Source organism: Heterorhizobium halophytocola, from assembly GCF_017873095.1.
GTDB classification, from domain to species: domain Bacteria; phylum Pseudomonadota; class Alphaproteobacteria; order Rhizobiales; family Rhizobiaceae; genus Allorhizobium; species Allorhizobium halophytocola.
The window spans coordinates 272,608-286,946 of sequence record NZ_JAGGJU010000008.1 but is presented as its reverse complement, the minus strand read 5'-3'; the positions used below and the strand labels follow the sequence as shown (position 1 = coordinate 286,946).

Annotated in this window: 17 protein-coding genes; 11 read left to right on the top strand and 6 right to left on the bottom strand. The window is 64.9% G+C overall.

What is annotated here, in order from left to right:
* Nucleotides 1–304: 304 nt before the first annotated feature.
* On the top strand, nt 305–1,675 hold the full coding sequence (locus tag J2Z17_RS16080; RefSeq protein ID WP_209946636.1) for a hypothetical protein: 1,371 nt from the start codon (nt 305–307) through the stop codon (nt 1,673–1,675).
* 103 nt (nt 1,676–1,778) lie between these two features.
* Here the strand turns inward: J2Z17_RS16080 and J2Z17_RS16075 are convergent, their stop codons facing one another.
* Nucleotides 1,779–2,807, bottom strand: coding sequence for a histone deacetylase family protein (locus J2Z17_RS16075; protein ID WP_209946635.1), 1,029 nt, complete (start codon nt 2,805–2,807; stop codon nt 1,779–1,781).
* A 217-nt stretch (nt 2,808–3,024) separates the two neighbouring features.
* Here J2Z17_RS16075 and J2Z17_RS16070 point away from each other — a divergent pair, with 217 nt between their 5' ends.
* Together J2Z17_RS16070 and J2Z17_RS16065 are read left to right on the top strand one after the other, a co-directional pair.
* Nucleotides 3,025–3,630 (top strand): TetR/AcrR family transcriptional regulator, encoded by a 606-nt coding sequence (locus tag J2Z17_RS16070; RefSeq protein WP_209946634.1) that lies wholly within the window; start codon nt 3,025–3,027, stop codon nt 3,628–3,630.
* A 47-nt stretch (nt 3,631–3,677) separates the two neighbouring features.
* Nucleotides 3,678–4,895 carry an MFS transporter gene (locus tag J2Z17_RS16065; protein ID WP_209946633.1) on the top strand — a complete coding sequence of 406 codons (1,218 nt, stop codon included), beginning with the start codon at nt 3,678–3,680 and terminating at the stop codon, nt 4,893–4,895.
* A 28-nt stretch (nt 4,896–4,923) separates the two neighbouring features.
* Here J2Z17_RS16065 and J2Z17_RS16060 read toward each other — a convergent pair whose 3' ends face one another.
* Both J2Z17_RS16060 and J2Z17_RS16055 read right to left on the bottom strand, forming a co-directional pair.
* Nucleotides 4,924–5,460: a GNAT family N-acetyltransferase gene (locus tag J2Z17_RS16060; RefSeq protein WP_209946632.1), complete on the bottom strand. Its 537-nt coding sequence runs from the start codon at nt 5,458–5,460 to the stop codon at nt 4,924–4,926.
* 27 nt (nt 5,461–5,487) lie between these two features.
* Nucleotides 5,488–6,063, bottom strand: coding sequence for a helix-turn-helix domain-containing protein (locus J2Z17_RS16055; RefSeq protein WP_209946631.1), 576 nt, complete (start codon nt 6,061–6,063; stop codon nt 5,488–5,490).
* A 188-nt stretch (nt 6,064–6,251) separates the two neighbouring features.
* Between J2Z17_RS16055 and J2Z17_RS16050 the strand changes: the two genes are divergently transcribed.
* Entirely contained in the window at nt 6,252–6,863 is a 612-nt protein-coding gene (locus J2Z17_RS16050) for a hypothetical protein (protein ID WP_209946630.1), read from the top strand.
* A 50-nt stretch (nt 6,864–6,913) separates the two neighbouring features.
* On the opposite strand, the gene J2Z17_RS16045 is transcribed toward J2Z17_RS16050, so the two are convergent.
* The 3 genes from J2Z17_RS16045 to J2Z17_RS16035 form a co-directional block, all read right to left on the bottom strand.
* On the bottom strand, nt 6,914–7,771 hold the full coding sequence (locus J2Z17_RS16045) for a sigma-70 family RNA polymerase sigma factor (protein WP_245224150.1): 858 nt from the start codon (nt 7,769–7,771) through the stop codon (nt 6,914–6,916).
* Nucleotides 7,771–8,226 (bottom strand): carboxymuconolactone decarboxylase family protein, encoded by a 456-nt coding sequence (locus tag J2Z17_RS16040; protein ID WP_209946628.1) that lies wholly within the window; start codon nt 8,224–8,226, stop codon nt 7,771–7,773. Before J2Z17_RS16040 ends, J2Z17_RS16045 begins: the two co-directional genes overlap by 1 nt.
* 107 nt (nt 8,227–8,333) lie before the next feature.
* On the bottom strand, nt 8,334–8,735 hold the full coding sequence (locus J2Z17_RS16035) for a ketosteroid isomerase-related protein (protein WP_209946627.1): 402 nt from the start codon (nt 8,733–8,735) through the stop codon (nt 8,334–8,336).
* Nucleotides 8,736–8,823: 88 nt separating this feature from the next.
* Between J2Z17_RS16035 and J2Z17_RS16030 the strand changes: the two genes are divergently transcribed.
* From J2Z17_RS16030 to bla, 7 genes are all read left to right on the top strand, one after another.
* On the top strand, nt 8,824–9,420 hold the full coding sequence (locus J2Z17_RS16030) for a GNAT family N-acetyltransferase (RefSeq protein WP_209946626.1): 597 nt from the start codon (nt 8,824–8,826) through the stop codon (nt 9,418–9,420).
* Nucleotides 9,420–10,289 (top strand): carbon-nitrogen hydrolase family protein, encoded by an 870-nt coding sequence (locus tag J2Z17_RS16025; protein WP_209946625.1) that lies wholly within the window; start codon nt 9,420–9,422, stop codon nt 10,287–10,289. Before J2Z17_RS16030 ends, J2Z17_RS16025 begins: the two co-directional genes overlap by 1 nt.
* A 28-nt stretch (nt 10,290–10,317) precedes the next feature.
* A complete protein-coding gene (locus tag J2Z17_RS16020) occupies nt 10,318–10,722 on the top strand; it encodes a DoxX family protein (protein WP_245224149.1) in 405 nt (134 codons plus the stop codon).
* Between the two features lie 93 nt (nt 10,723–10,815).
* Entirely contained in the window at nt 10,816–12,639 is a 1,824-nt protein-coding gene (lepA, locus tag J2Z17_RS16015) for a translation elongation factor 4 (RefSeq protein ID WP_209946624.1), read from the top strand.
* Between the two features lie 240 nt (nt 12,640–12,879).
* Complete coding sequence (locus tag J2Z17_RS16010) at nt 12,880–13,062, top strand: type II toxin-antitoxin system CcdA family antitoxin (RefSeq protein ID WP_377300300.1); 183 nt, start codon at nt 12,880–12,882, stop codon at nt 13,060–13,062.
* Between the two features lie 2 nt (nt 13,063–13,064).
* Entirely contained in the window at nt 13,065–13,364 is a 300-nt protein-coding gene (locus J2Z17_RS16005; RefSeq protein WP_209946622.1) for a CcdB family protein, read from the top strand.
* Nucleotides 13,365–13,398: 34 nt separating this feature from the next.
* Nucleotides 13,399–14,292 carry a class A beta-lactamase gene (gene bla, locus J2Z17_RS16000; protein WP_209946621.1) on the top strand — a complete coding sequence of 298 codons (894 nt, stop codon included), beginning with the start codon at nt 13,399–13,401 and terminating at the stop codon, nt 14,290–14,292.
* Nucleotides 14,293–14,339 lie beyond the last annotated feature (47 nt).

Here is a 14,339-nt window from a genome sequence, read left to right as displayed (position 1 = left end):
AGGTGATCCTTCGGCACCAGACTGTTGAGCGTTACCATCTCGAGAGCCGTCTGTTCGGGAGCAGGTTTCTTCAACATGTCCCACTGAATCACAAACCCCCCGGACCAGCCAGGGGTTTGTCAGCAGTCTGAGCCCGGCGCTCTGCGCCGGGCTTTTCGCGTTGCCGCCTCAGGCCTGCGGCGGGCGGGCATTGACGGGCCCAGCCAGGCCACAGGGTCATTTTACTAAACCCTAAATTGTTCGTTAACTTTTCTGCAATTATCGCCTATCCTGCCATCAGGGTTTTATGATGGGGGCATCATCCATGACCTGGCAACGCTTCTACTCGGCCGCCAGCGCCTTTGTCGCGGTCAGCTGGTTCATCGCATTGTTCTTCGCCACGATCGCGATTGCGGTCGTCAGTCTTTCGGCAAGTCAGCTGCAGGGCCGGCTGGCCGGCCTGTCGCAGCATTCGGACCTGCCGCTGACGGTCTGGCAGATCGAGCGCATCCGAACGGCATGGGAGCGCCAGCAGGTCGAAATTGCCGCCCGGCAGGAACGGCTCGAGGCCATCCAGACCGACATCAATGCGGCGCAGCTGGCGGTGACCCGCAGCAAGGTGGAAGCCGAAGGCCTTGCCAACGGCTACCAGCGCGCCGAGGACGAACTGGTCGCCAAGCTCTCCAATTTCGAGCCGCTGAAGCTGAAGGATATCTCCGATCAGTCCGACCGCGACCGTCGCCGGACCCTCTCCGCGGTCTGGACCGCGCTGAGGCCCGAACTGCAGCCGCAATCGGTCGAGCAGATCGACGCCTTGTCGAAGATCTATCTCGATGCCCGCCGGGCGATGGACGATTCCGTGGAGGCGTCCTATGCCGCCGAGGCCGTGACGCGCCAGCTGGAGGCAAGCCGGGAAGAGACCCAGACGCTGCTTGCACGCGACGAGGCCGAGATCGCGGCGCTCATCAATGCCGACGGCAAGCTCTCGCCCGCCGAGGAAACCCGCATCCGCGACCTGATGTCGGAATTCAGCTTCATCAAGAACTTCGCCTTCGGCATGCTCTACCGCTTTTCGGTCCTGCCGAACGAGTTGCTGGTCATGGTGCTGGTGATCGCCATGGGCACGCTCGGCAGCACGCTGCAGCTGACCTACGACTATTACCGGGCCCAGCAGGGGCCGCGCACCAGCCATTTCCTCTTGCGTCCGATGCTCGGCGCCATCACCGCGCTGGTGCTGTTCATCGTCCTGCGGGCCGGGGTCATGGTGATCACCGACAGTTCGCAAACCGGAGAGGCGGCGCCGTTGAGCCCTTTCTTTCTCGGCTTTCTCGGCATCGTCGCCGGCTTCCTGTCCGAGGCCACCCTCGAAATGGTCCGCGGTCTCGGCCAGTCCTGGCTGAGACGCAGCGGCGCCGCGGAGGAGGAGCGGCCCCATTGGGGCCAGGGGCTGGAAGCCTATCTCGGCGAGGACAGACAGCTGGAAACCCTGGCGCGGCGCACCGATATCGATCTCGCCCAGTTGCAGCGCTGGTTTGCCGGCGCAGAGCCGGTGCCGTCGGCATCGCAGAAGATCATCGCCGCCTGGCTCGACCGCGACCAGCAGGCCCTATTCAGCGATCGTCCACCCCCACCGGCCTGGGAGACGGCGCCGGCTGCCGGCGGCGAGACCGCCGAGGAACAGCGCACGGCCGCCTGATTCAGCGCATGCATCCCGAACGCAGCGCCGGCGTCGGGCAAAATACATGCGCTAAATCGGGGAATGCAGGCATGTCAGCCGATCGGAAGGATCGCGACCTGCTTCACGCCTCCAGACCCCGCAACACATTGGCGACGTTGAGCCCGATCTGCGGAACACCGTAGCCGCCTTCCATCAGGGTCAGCACCGGCAGGCCCGCGCCGGCCAGCATTTCGCCCATGCGGATATAGTCCGGCGTCTTCAGCTTGAAGAAGCTGATCGGATCCTCTTCGAACGTATCGACCCCGAGAGACACGACGATCGCCTCGGCGCCGTGGGCCTTGATCCGCGCCAGCGCGTCGGCGAGCGCCTGCGACCACCGGTCCCAGGGCGTGCCCCGCGCCATCGGGTAGTTGGCGTTGGCGCCTTCCCCCTCCCCTTCGCCGGTCTCGTCGGCATAGCCGAGGAAATAGGGAAAGGCGTCGGCCGGGTCGCCATGCAGCGAGGCGAAGAAGATGTCGCCGCGGCGATAGGTGATGTCCTGGGTGCCGTTGCCGTGGTGGAAGTCGACGTCGAGGATCGCAACCTTCTTGGCACCATGGTCGAGCAGGCGCTGGGCGGCAACCGCGGCATTGTTGATGAAGCAGTAGCCGCCGAAAAGATCGATGCCGGCGTGATGGCCGGGCGGGCGGCAGAGCGAAAACGCCAGGCGGTTGCCAGCGTTCAGCCAGTCGGCGCCCGACAGCGCCACGTCCATCGACGAGATCGCGGCTTCATAGGTGCCTTCGGTGACCGAGGTCTCCGCCGAATTGGCGTAATAGCCGAGCGCGCCGTCGATATTGCGCGGCACCCGGGCCTGCTGGCTGCGGCGCACCGGCAACGAGATCGGGATCGCCTCGCCCTCGTAGCCGTCCGCCACCCAGCGCTCCCAGCAGGTCTTCAGAAATGCAAGATAATCGGCATCATGCACTTTCAGCGCCGTCTCAAGCCCATGCTCGACCGGCGCCGCGACATCGGAAAACCCTGCCTCCCTGACTGCCGCCAGAATCCATTCGGCGCGAAATGGCCCTTCGAACGGCTTGACCAGCTGGCCGCCATGCAGCTCCGTTTTGGCATCCCTGAGCTTGTGTTTTTCCGAATAGAAGACCCGCATGTCTGCTCCCCATGTCTTTGCGTCGGGGCGACGCTACAGCATCGCGGTCACGGTTTCAAAGGGTTGGCCGGGTGCCCCACCATGCGGTTGCGGGCGACGATGCCTCTGCCGGCTGAGCGGCGAGATGGTCGCCGTTTCCGTGCCCCCGGGCTTGACGAATGCTGCAAGGCAACATATTTGGGAACGATCGTTTCCAAATTCCAACAGGCCCTGCCCCATGTCCAGTCCTTCAGCCCGTGCCGCCGGACGGCCAAGACAGTTCGATCTCGGCGATGCCCTCGACCGGGCGATCGCGGTGTTTTCCGAACGCGGCTATCACGCGACATCGATCGCCGACCTGAAAGCGGCCATGGGGCTGACGGCCGGCAGCATCTACAAGGCCTTTCCCGACAAGAAGGCGATCTTCCTCGCCGCTTTCGACCGCTACAAGGCGCAGCGCGACGCGGCTCTTGCCGAAAAGGTCGAGGCCGGCAATTCCGGACGCGACCGGATCCGCCGCATGCTCGACCATTATGCCGAGATGGCCTGCGGCGACAGCGGCCGGCGCGGCTGCCTCGTCGTCGGCGCCGCCGTCGAACTGTCGCTGTTCGACACCGACGTGGCAGACCGTGTGCAGCGCTCCCGCAGCCGGCAAGAAGCCCTGCTGCGCGACCTCGTCATTTCCGGCAAGGCGGACGGATCGATCCCCGTCGCGGTCGATCCGGATGCCACGGCCGGCGCGCTTTACTGCTTCATCCAGGGCCTGCGCATCGCCGGCAAGTCGGGCCAGCAGCCCTCGGCAGCCGCCCATACCGTTCTGGTCGCGATGAAGCTTCTCGACTGATCTCCGCGGCCCCACCGCCTTCTCCTCCCTCCCAAGGACCGTATCCAATGACCACCTCCGCCCCCGCCTCCGAGGCGTCCCGACACACCGGCCTGTCCGCCGGCATGATCTTCCTGATGGCCGCCGCCTGCGGCCTGATTGCCGCCAATCTCTATTACGGCCAGCCGCTTGCCGGTCCGATCGCCGCCGATATCGGCCTGTCGCCCGGCGCCACCGGTCTGATCGTCACGCTGACCCAGATCGGCTACGGCCTCGGCTTGCTGTTCCTCGTGCCGCTCGGCGATCTGGCCGAGAACCGCAAGCTGATCGTCGCGATGATCGGCGTCACGGTGCTGGCGCTGATCGGCGCCGGCCTGTCGACCACGCCCGCCGCCTTCCTCGCCGCCTCGCTGCTGATCGGCATCGGCGCGGTCGCGGTGCAGATGGTCGTGCCGTTTGCCGCGCATCTGGCGCATGACCATGCCCGGGGCCGGGTGGTCGGCAATGTCATGAGCGGCCTGATGCTCGGCATCATGCTCGGCCGTCCGGTTGCCAGCCTGGTTGCCCGCGTCTCCTCCTGGCATGTGGTCTTCTTCGCCTCGGCGATCGTCATGGTGGCGCTTGCGGCCCTGCTCGCACTGAGGCTCCCGGTCCGCCAGCCCACGACCAGGCTCGGCTATGGCCAGCTGATCGGCTCGATGGGCAGGCTTTATCTCGGCCAGCCGGTACTGCGCCGCCGGGCGCTCTACCAGGCCTGCCAGTTCGGCGCCTTCAGCCTGTTCTGGACCGTCACGCCGCTGGTGCTGGCCGATGCCTATCACCTGACCCAGACCGGCATCGCGCTGTTTGCGCTTGCCGGCGTCGCCGGTGCCATTGCCTCGCCGATCGCCGGCCGGCTGGCCGACCGCGAGCTGTCGCGCCCGGCGACGATCTTCGGCATGCTTTCGGTGATGATCGCCTTCCTCATCACCCATATCGCGCCGGAGGGTTCGACGCCCGGGCTCGTTCTGCTGACCCTCGGCGCCATCCTGCTCGACTTCGGCGTCACCATGACGCTGGTCACCGGACAGCGGGCGATCTATGGCCTCGGCGCCGAACTGCGGAGCCGGCTCAACGGCCTGTTCATGGCAACCTTCTTCGTCGGCGGCGCCATCGGTTCGGCGCTCGGCGCCTGGGCCTATGCCCAGGGCGGCTGGTTCGAGGCCTCGATGATCGGCATCACGCTGCCGATCATCGCGGTGCTCTATTTCCTCACCGAAATGCCGCGCCGGCGCCAGATCGCCTGAGCGGGCGGCGCAAGCAAAGACCGGCCGGCTAGCCGCCGGCAGGGCTTTCCCGCAGATCCTTGAAGAACAGGGTGGTCGCGCAGTAGCGGCCATCCGGATAGAGCGCATAGTTCGGGATCACCCCGGACCGCGTCCAGCCGAGACGCTCGTATATGCCTTCGGCCAGTTCGCCCGTCGCGGTATCGAGCACCAGCAGCCAGCGTCCCCGTTCCTTTGCCGCGCGCTCGGCCGCGGCCATCAGCTGCTTCGACAGCCCCGTGCCGCGGGCCTTGCGGTGCACCAGCAGCTTCATCAGGTCGCCGCGATGCGGCTGGTTTGGCTTGGTGGCAAAGCCCACCTGCACCGTGCCGAGGGCCTCGCCCTCCACCTCTGCCACGAACAGCAGCACATCGCCGCGCCCCACACCCGAGGCCACGCCCTGCCAGAAGCCTTCGGCTTCGCCCCTGCCGAGCGGGGCCATGAAACCGACCGAGGCACCGTCTTCCACGCAATCGGCCAGCACCGCGCACAGCGCGGGCACGGCAGCCCTCGCCTCGGCTTCGTTCAGCAATCGGATCTCGGTCATGCAAGGAAACTCCAATGGAAGGGATCGTCAGCGGCTGCCGAGATCGATGATGACGCCGTAGCGGGCGGGCTTGTCGGTCGGGTTGCGAAATCCATGCACCGCGTCGATGCGCATGAACAGGCAATCGCCGGGGCGCAGGCGATGGACCGTCTCGCCCACCGTCAGTTCCATCTCGCCGTCGAACACCCAGACATGTTGCGACTGGTTGCGGCCGGGCGGCTGGTCGCCGAATGCGACCACGGCGCCCGGCGGGAACTCGACCTCGACAATATCGACCCGCGCGCCCATCCCGGGCGGCGAGACAACCCGGCGGCGATAGCCGCTTTCCGGGTCCTGCCAGACCGGCTGCTCCGCGCGCCTGGCAAGCGGCGAGGGCGTGCCTGCCGATCCCTCGAAGAACACCGAAAGCGACACGCCGAGCGCCGCGCAGAGCCGTGCCAGAAGCGCCGCCGTCGGGCTCGCCTCCGCCCGCTCGACGCGTGAAATCATCGCCCGGCTGACGCCGGAAAGCTCCGCCAGCGCATCGAGGGTCAATCCCTGATCGGTGCGAAGCTCCTTCAGGCGTCCGGCAATGATCTGATCGAAGTTGGCGACATTTTCCATTATCGGAGAATTGCTATCCTTTATAATGGAGTCAAGGTCAAATCGGACCCGGGCGCGCCAAAACCGGGACCCCGTGCCCACACCGCCCCCCTGGATCGTCGGCGCCACACATTTGGACATCTTTTAGGATATACGCATAAGATGAACGCAATATCCGATTTGGATCTGGTGACGCCAAGAGGCACACTTTGAAACTCGCAGATCTCAGCCTTGCGCATGCCCTCTTGCCTCTTGCGTTTGCCACGCCATCGTTATGCGCCGATACCGGCCGGCCCGGCGAGAACCATGCCTACGCGATTTTCGGTTTCGCCGGCGCCATGACCGATGCGGACATGGGGTCGACCGCGACGATTTTCGGCCCGGATTACGAGGATCATGCCGTGATCGGCGGCGGCGCCCAGTACTTTCCCTATGCAATCGGCAATGTGAAACTGGGCCTGGAGGCCGGCCTTGCGGCCCGCATGGGCGACGGCTTGACCGGCGAGATCTGGGGTGGCGTCGTCGCGCGCTACGACAAGATCCGGCTCGCCGATCATCTCTTCCTGTCCCCGGCCTTTACCTTCGGCATCAGCCATGTCTCGGATGCCCATGCCGGCCGCGAGGCGCGCGAGGAGGCCGCCGACGGCGGCGATGCCGCGACGCTGTTCTATCTGGGTCCGGAACTCAATCTCAGCTTTTCACAAGACTCCAGCACGGAGGTCTTCTGGCGGCTGCAGCACCGCTCCGGCGCCTGGGGCACGCTTGGCGACATGCATGGCGCCGCCAACGCCAATGTGTTCGGCATACGCTACAAGTTCTAGCGCAGGCGCCTGACGGGCACCGTGCCACAGGCGAAAGACCGCGGCGGCCCCTAATGCAGATGCCGCAGCTTGTCCGGATTGCGCATCACGTAGATCGTGTGCACGAGACCATCCTGGATATCGAGCGCGGTCACCTGCAGTTCGCCGTCCGCTTCCATCGTGACGAAGCCCGGCAGACCGTTGACGAAGCCGGTCCGCACCAACGTCGACGGATGCCTGGCGAACTGTGCGGCAAGGAATTGGTGCAGGTTGATCACCTCGTCGAAGCCCATCAGCGGGCGCTTGGCCGCCGAGCGCTTGCCGCCACCGTCGGAATGCAGGCTGACATCGGCAGCGAGCGTCGCGCCAAGGGCCTTCATGTCTCCCGTGCGCGAGGCAAGGAAGAAGGCCCGCGCCAGCGCCTCGCCGCGCGCTTGCTCGAGCTTGAAGCGCGGCCGGGCATCGCGCACATTCCGGCGGGCCCGTGCTGCAAGCTGCCGGCAGGCGGCCGGCTCGCGCTTGATCGTGGCGGCGACCTCCTCGAATTCCAGCCCGAAGACGTCATGCAGCAGAAAGGCGGCGCGCTCCAGCGGCGAAAGCCTCTCCAGCGCGAGCATCAGCGGCAGCGTCACATCGTCTTCCGGGGCGTCCTCGACGACGGGTTCGGGAAGCCAGGGGCCGATATAGGTTTCGCGCCGGTGACGGGCCGACTTCAGCTGGTCAAGGCAGAGCCGTGTCACCATGCGCCTCAGGAAAGCTTCGGGCTCGCGCACCTCCGCGCGGTCGGCCCCCATCCAGCGGATGAAGGCCTCCTGCACGATGTCTTCGGCATCGGCGAGCGAGCCGAGCATGCGATAGGCGACCCGCATGAGCCTGGAACGCAGCGGGTCGAAGCTTGCTGCAGCCTCCTGCGCTGCCGCAGCCGTCATCAGGCGGCGGCCGCCGCTGCCGGCTCGACCCACAGGCCGAACCCGACCGCCAGGCGGTTCCATCCGTTGATGACGTTGATCATCAGGGTAAGCTTCACCTGTTCCTCCTCCGAGAACTCGGCCTGCAGGAGGGTATAGGCCTCGTCCTGCCTATGCTCCTCGGACAGGCGCGTCAAAGCCTCCGTCCAGGCCAGCGCCGCACGCTCGCGGCTCGAATAGCACGGCGCCTCGCGCCATGCGGACAGCAGATAGATCCGGGCCTCCGTCTCGCCCTTGGCGCGGGCTTCGGCCGTGTGCATGTTCAGGCAATTGGCGCAGGCGTTGATCTGGGAGGCCCGGATCTTGACCAGCTCCATCAGGCTCGGCTCCAGGCTCGCGCCGACAGCGATCGACAGTTCCATCCACTTTTTTGCCAGCGGCGGGGCCGCGGCAAAGAGATCCAGTTTGGCAGTCATGGTCGGATATCCTTTTCAGTTGGTTCCGACACCATGACGAACGGGGATGCCCCGATGTGACATCCCCCGCAGATTTTTTTCGAGCTATCGACCCGCCGGCTCGCGCCTCAGCCTTCGACCTGGGCGATCCAGTCCGGCAGGTTATAGTAATTGGTGATCCGCGCGACCTTGCCGTCGCGGATGTCGAAAAAGGCGCCGGCCGACAGGCTGTAGGTCTGGCCATCGGCCTCCGGCAGGCCCTCGTCGGTCGCCAGATATTCGCCGTTGACGGTGAATTCCGCCGCGCCGCGCGTGCCGTCCTCGCTGGCCATGATCACCATGTCGGTGAGGTTCTCCCGGTAGCAGCGGTTCATGTGGCCCATGAAGGTGGCAAAGGCCTGTTTGCCGATCTGGCGCTCGCCCTGGTTGACGTCGTGGGCGACATCGTCGGTGAGGAGATCGAGGAAGGCCTCCATGTCGCCGGCATTGAAGGCGTCATAATAGGCGCGGATGATGTCTGTGGCGTGCATGCGGATATCTCCTTGTGGGACTGGCGAGAGCCCATACTTTCGCCCATCGGTCGCGAACGGTATAACGACTGCGAACCGAGCTGGAAACATGTCTGCAAATCTTGCCATCCGATCCTTTGCCGGCCGCGACGCCCGCGCCTATTTCGACGACCTCGCGCGTCTCAGGATCGCGGTCTTCCACGATTTCCCCTATCTCTATGATGGCGACAGTGACTATGAACGCCGCTACATGGAAGCCTATGCGCGCTCGCAAGGCTCAATCTTCGTGCTGGCCTTCGACGGAGACACCGTTATCGGAGCCTCGACCGGCACACCGATGACGGCGGAAACGGACGAGGTGCAAGACCCCTTCCTCGCCGCCGGTTACGATCCTGCGACCTTCTTCTATTTCGGCGAAAGCGTGCTATTGCCCGCCTATCGCGGCCATGGGCTTGGCCATCGCTTCTTCGACCTGCGCGAGGCACAGGCCCAAAGGCTTGGCCTTGCCTATTGCACCTTCTGCGCGGTCGAGCGCCCGCTCGACCATCCGCGTCGTCCAGCCGGCTACCGACCGCTGGATGACTTTTGGCGCAAGCGCGGCTACACCCATCATCCCGAGCTTCGCACCACGTTTTCCTGGCGCGATCTCGACGAACCCACGGAGAGCCCCAAGCCGCTCTCCTTCTGGATAAGGAAGATCGCCTGATGCCGGTCCTCGCCGCCTGTCAGTACAAAATTGAGCTGATCGAGACCTGGGACGCCTATGTCGCGCATCTCTCCGCCCTGGTGCGTGATGCGGTCGAACGCGGCGGAGAACTGCTGCTGCTGCCGGAATATGCCGGCCTTGTCCTCTCCGGCCAGTTGCCCGAGGCGCAACGCTGCGACCTGCATGGCGCGATCGCCGGCATCCAGCCGCTGATCCCCGCCTGGCTCGAACTTTGCGAGGAGCTTGCCCGCACCCACGACATCCTGCTGCAGCCGGGTTCGGCACCGGTCCGTGACCCCGACGGCCTCTATCGCAACCGCGCCTGGCTGTTCGGGCCCGACGGCCTGATCGGCCATCAGGACAAGGTGATCATGACCCGTTTCGAGCGCGAACAGTGGTCGATCGCCGGCGCCGTCGACGGGCTGAAGTCCTTCGACACGCCCATCGGCAGGCTCGGCATCCTGATCTGCTACGACAACGAGTTTCCGATGCTGGCGCGAAGGCTTGCCGAGCGTGGCGTCGACCTGATCCTCGCCCCCTCCTGCACCGACACGCTGGCCGGCGCCTATCGCGTCAGGATCGGCGCGCAGGCCCGCGCGCTGGAAAACCAGATGGCCGTGCTCGTTTCGCCCACCGCCGGCATAGCTCCCTGGTCGCCGGCGCTCGACGAAAACAAGGGCCGGGCAGCACTTTACGTGCCTTCCGACTACGGCATGCCGCCATCCGGCATCTTTGCCGAAAGCGCAGAGGACGATGTCGACGGGACAAGCTGGCTGGTAACCGAGATCGACCTTGGAGAAGTCACGCGGCTGCGCACCGAGGGTCAGGTGGTGACGCGGCGCGACTGGCCGGAACAATTCATCGACTGAGGCAGCGTCTGCGGGAGATCACAGCGTCATGAAAACCACCTTCAAAATGCGCAGCAGCGGCCGGGTTCTGAGCGGCCTGTTCGTCGTCTTCATGCTCGGCGCCTCGGTGACGCCGAAGCTGATGGGTTTCGACATCGCCGAGCAGACGCTTCAGGCGCTCGGCTGGCCGCCCGGTTATGCCTTCGGCATCGGCTGCCTCGAGCTTTTGGGCACGCTGCTCTATCTCTTTCCTTCGACCAGCCTTTTCGGCGCCGTGCTGCTCACCGGCCTGTTCGGCGCCACCATCGCCACCCATCTGCGCGTCGAAAGCCCCCTCTTCAGCCACACCCTGTTCGGGCTCTATCTGGCCGGCCTGATGTGGGGCGGACTGTGGCTGCGCGACAGCCGCGTGCGCACCCTGTTGCCGCTGATGAAGGGCGATCCGGCTGAATGAGGCTGCAAAACCAGCAAATCCCGGCTGATCCGGCAGGCTTTCGGCAATCTTTCCGCTTTGCGGGATCAATGACCGCTGCTATATGCGCGAACCATGAGCACATCTTCGCGCACGCCCCTTGACCATATCCGCAATTTCTCGATCGTGGCCCATATCGACCACGGCAAGTCGACGCTGGCCGACCGTCTGATCCAGACGACCGGCGGCCTTGCCGAGCGCGACATGAGCGACCAGGTTCTCGACTCGATGGATATCGAGCGCGAACGCGGCATCACCATCAAGGCCCAGACGGTGCGCCTGCACTATGTCGCCAAGAATGGCGAGACCTATGTGCTGAACCTGATCGACACGCCCGGCCATGTCGACTTCGCCTATGAGGTGTCGCGTTCGCTGAGCGCCTGCGAAGGCTCGCTGCTGGTCGTCGATGCCAGCCAAGGCGTGGAAGCCCAGACGCTCGCCAATGTCTACCAGGCGATCGACAACGACCACGAGATCGTCACCGTGCTCAACAAGATCGACCTGCCGGCGGCCGAGCCCGACCGGATCAAGGAACAGATCGAGGAAGTGATCGGCATCGACGCCTCGGAGGCCGTGATGATTTCGGCCAAGACCGGGTTCGGCATTCCCGACGTGCTGGAGGCGATCGTCCACAAGCTGCCGCCGCCGAAGACCGAAAAGGGTGAAACCGCGCCGCTGAAGGCGCTGCTCGTCGACAGCTGGTACGACACCTATCTCGGCGTCATGGTCCTGGTGCGCGTCATCGACGGCGTGCTGTCCAAGGGTCAGGTCATCCGCATGATGGGCACGGACGCCCGCTACCACGTCGAGCGCGTCGGCATCCTGACGCCGAAAATGGTGATCGTCGATTCGCTGGGTCCCGGCGAGATCGGCGTCTTCACCGGCTCGATCAAGGAAGTGGCCGATACGCGCGTCGGCGATACGATCACCGACGACAAGAAGCCGACCGAAACCATGCTGCCCGGCTTCAAGCCGGCCCAGCCTGTGGTCTTCTGTGGCCTTTTCCCGGTCGATGCGGCCGATTTCGAGGACCTGCGCTCGGCCGTGGGCAAGCTGCGCCTCAACGACGCGTCGTTCTCGTTCGAAATGGAAAGCTCGGCGGCGCTGGGCTTCGGTTTCCGCTGCGGCTTCCTCGGCCTGCTGCATCTGGAAATCATCCAGGAACGTCTCGAACGCGAATTCAACCTCGACCTGATCGCCACCGCGCCCTCGGTGGTCTACAAGCTGCAGATGACGGATGGCAGCGAGCGCGAACTGCACAATCCGGCAGACATGCCCGATGTCGTGCGCATCTCGGAAATCCACGAACCGTGGATCAAGGCGACGATCCTGACGCCCGACGACTATCTCGGCGGCATCCTCAAGCTCTGCCAGGATCGCCGCGGCATCCAGACCGAGCTGACCTATGTCGGCAAGCGCGCCATGCTGACCTATGAACTGCCGCTCAACGAAGTCGTGTTCGATTTCTACGACCGGCTGAAGTCGATCTCCAAGGGGTATGCCTCTTTCGACTACCATCTCGACGCCTATCGCGAGGGCAATCTCGTGAAGATGTCGATCATGGTCAATGGCGAACCGGTCGATGCGCTCTCCATGCTGGTGCACCGTTCGGCTGCCGAAAAGCGCGGCCGCGACATGTGCGAAAAGCTGAAGGACCTGATCCCGCGGCACATGTTCAAGATCCCGATCCAGGCCGCGATCGGCGGCAACGTGATCGCCCGCGAGACGATTTCGGCGATGCGCAAGGACGTGACCGCAAAGTGCTACGGCGGCGACGCGTCCCGCAAGCGCAAGCTGCTCGACAAGCAGAAGGCCGGCAAGAAGCGCATGCGCCAGTTCGGCAAGGTCGAGATCCCGCAGGAAGCGTTCATCGCCGCCCTGAAGATGAGCGACGAGTGAGGGCTTCGCCCTCACTTTCGCGTCTTCGAACGACCGCCCCCGCAGACACATGAGGCCGTTCGGATTGCCGCGTGCTCTGGCAACATCTTGATCGGCGTCCAAATCCGGGCGTCGCAGATGTCCGGTCAGCCACCCTTTGCCCTTCGCCGGTTGCCGCGCTATGATCCGGCCTTCACGAGGAGCGCTTTCATGGCACCGTCTGCAAAACCCTCCAATGACACCGTTGCCCCCGATGGGCTGATGATCGACGAAGCCCGTTCGCTCGGCCTTGATATCGCCCACGCATCCGCCACCGAGATCGCCCAGGCGATCAAGGCGGAAAAGGAACGGCGCTGGAAGATCGAGAATGCCGAGGCGATCCAGGCTGACAACGACTATGTCGCCAAGCATGGGCTGCCGCTCGCCAAATACCGGATGTGGTAAGCATGGCGCGGTTTCGCGTCTACCGGCTGCGATCTGCCGACCAGTTGGCCATCGACCTCCAGTCGGACTTTTTACAGGACCTGCCCTCGCGCGTGATGGCACCTTTGCAGCCCGTCGAGGAGGTATCATGGGTGATAACTCGCCTGACGCCACGCTTTGATATCGATGGCAGAACCTACGTCATGGCCACACAACGTCTCTCGGCTCTTCCTGCTTCCGCTATCGGCCCTGAAATTGCCGACCTCGGGGAGCATGCTGACATCATCACCGCGGCCACGGACTTTCTGTTCCAGGGCTTTTGACCATCTTGCCGGGCGACAGCCCCTAAGGACTGCCATGCTGCCTTCGCTGACACGCAGACAGACGCTGAGCATCGCCGCTGCACTCTCCGGCAGCGTTTTGGCACCGAGCCTGCTCAGGGCCGCCGATACCGTCGACCCGCAATTCGCAGCAGCCCTCATGGCGCTGGAAGGGCAGTTGAAGGCGCGGCTCGGGGTCTATGTACTGGCGTCTGCCACCGGCCAGGGCTTCGGCTACCGCGCCGACGAGCGCTTTCCGCTCTGCAGCACGTCGAAGGCGCTTTCGGTCGGCCTCGTGCTGGCGGGGGCAGACAGCGGCAAGCTGAGCCTCGAGCAGGCGGTCGAGATCCGTCCGTCGGATCTTGTCCCCTATTCGCCGGTCACGGAAAAGCATGTGGGCGGCGCGATGTCGCTCGTCGATCTCTGCGAGGCCGCAATCACCGTCAGCGACAACACGGCCGCCAATCTGCTGCTATCCGCCATCGGCGGGCCGCAGCAGGTGACGGACTTCCTGCGCTCCACCGGCGACCGGATGACCCGGCTCGACCGCAACGAGCCGGCGCTTAACCAGGCCACCCCCGGCGATCCGCGCGACACCACCACGCCCCAGGCGATTGCCCATACGCTCGGCTCCCTGGCACTCGGCAACGCGCTGTCGGACCCGTCACGCGAACTGCTCGCCGGATGGCTGCTGCAATGCACGACCGGCAAGGAAAAATTGCGCGCCGGCTTTCCGGACACGGTGCGGATCGGCGACAAGACCGGCGCCGGCGGCCATGGCACCAGCAACGACATCGCCGTCGTCTGGCCCTTCGACGGGCAGCCTTTCGTTGTCAGCGTCTACCTCACCGAATGTGCAGCCGACGAGGCCACGAAGAACGCGGCGATCGCCAGGGTGGCGAGCCTGACGGCCAAGGTGCTCAATCTGTGAGACCGAGCCAGGCCTTGCGCTTCGCAGAGGCCGCGAATATGGAAGCA